Origin of the sequence: Nonomuraea turkmeniaca, assembly GCF_005889735.1 — a bacterium.
In the GTDB taxonomy this organism is placed as follows: Bacteria; Actinomycetota; Actinomycetes; order Streptosporangiales; family Streptosporangiaceae; genus Nonomuraea; species Nonomuraea turkmeniaca.
Map to the genome: position 1 here is coordinate 1 of NZ_VCKY01000535.1, position 1,459 is coordinate 1,459.

The 1,459-nt window shown below is 73.5% G+C and carries 1 protein-coding gene and 1 pseudogene; one reads left to right on the top strand and one right to left on the bottom strand.

Annotated elements, in window-relative coordinates:
• Positions 1-765 (bottom strand): annotated as a pseudogene (locus ETD86_RS54355) (hypothetical protein); the annotation flags it as partial.
• A gap of 141 nt (positions 766-906) precedes the next feature.
• Here ETD86_RS54355 and ETD86_RS54360 point away from each other — a divergent pair.
• Complete coding sequence (locus ETD86_RS54360) at positions 907-1,314, top strand: MarR family winged helix-turn-helix transcriptional regulator (protein WP_138674387.1); 408 nt, start codon at positions 907-909, stop codon at positions 1,312-1,314.
• Positions 1,315-1,459 lie beyond the last annotated feature (145 nt).

Genomic DNA, 1,459 nt, shown 5'->3' on the forward strand with positions numbered 1-1,459 from the left:
GGCCGCTGGGGGGGCGGCGTGTTCTCCGTACGGGGTGACCGGCGGCTCGCCGATCTGGGCACCCTGCTCATACCGGGACGGCGTCGGCCTGCCCGACTCCTCCTCCGGCGGTGGGCCACCCTGGTCGTACCGGGACGGCGTCGGCCTGCCCGGCTTCCCCTGCGGCGGCGCGCCCTCCCAGCCGGGGTACGGCGGGGTGGCGCCCGGGATCGGGTACGCCTGGGTCGTCTCGGCGTCGGCCCCCGTCGGCTCCGGGGTCTCGGGCGCGGTGGGCAGGTCGGGGTGCCTGGGCTCTCCCGGGCGCGGCTCATGGGTGGGTGGCACGTCAGGGCGCGGGACCACGGGCGGCGCCGGCGCGATCGGCTCCTCTTCCTCGCGGGCGGGCGGTTCTGGTTCCGGCCCGGGGGCGCTCGGTGGCGTTGGGCCAGGGGCGTCCGGCGGGTTCGATCCCGTGCCGGGGACGCCCGGCGGCGTTGCTCCGGTACCCGGCGGTTCCTCCTCCGGCACGACGCCGCCCGTGGGGCCGGCGCCCGGCGGGCCGGCCGGCGACCATTCGGGCGGGGTCACGTCGCCGCCTGTCGGCCCCGGCTCGTACGGCCTCGGCTCGTAAGGCCCGGGCATGGGCGGACGCTCCTCCTGCCCTGGCCGCTCGTCCTCCGCGGCTCCCTCACGCCACCACTCGGTCGCGTGTTCGCCCTCTTCCGGACGGTCCTCGCGCGGGTCCTTGCCCGGGCGGGGCTCGTTCGGATCCCCAGATGTGGTCACGTCTGCGTCTCCCGACGGGTTGCATGCCGGATACTTCACCCTTGCGCGGAGGACGTCGGCTAAACCACACGACACGGTAAGAGGCCGCCCATACTTGGGTCTCCATGCACCAAAACAGATGGCGGCGGGCAAGATGAGGGCATGCTGGACGAGACCCTGTCGTACGCACTGATCAAGCTCATGAAGGCGCAGCGCAATCAGCTGGCCGCGGCCCTGGCGCCGCTCGGCCTCCATGCGGGACAGGAGTTGCTGCTCAACCAGCTGTGGCGGGAGGACGGGCTGACCCAGGGCGAGCTCATCGCCAGGCTGGGCGTCGAGCCGCCGACCGTGACGAAGACCCTGCAGCGGCTGGAACGGGCGGGCTTCGTCTACCGGGCGCCCGACCCCGACCGCCCGCGGGTGGGCCGGGTACACCTCACCGACGCGGGCAAGGCGCTGCGCGAGCCGGTGGAGGAGATCTGGAACAAGCTGGACGATGACCTCCAGCGCGGCCTCTCCGACGCCGAACGCGACCTGCTCACCCGCATCGTCCGCGCCGAGCGGCCCTAGCCGTTTCACTTCTGGCAAGTGCGCCGTGAGGCGCTGATTGATCGAGTGGAGGTGAGAGACCTTCGCCGCTGTCCTGTCGCAGCAGGGCGGTGAAGCTGGGGGCAGCCTGATCCGGGAGGTGCCGGGGAAGGTGGCAAGCGGCCCC

Bases quoted from the DNA above. Each gene is read 5' to 3' on its own strand.
- ETD86_RS54360 (WP_138674387.1), top strand. From the start codon at position 907: ATGCTGGACGAGACCCTGTCGTACGCACTGATCAAGCTCATGAAGGCG.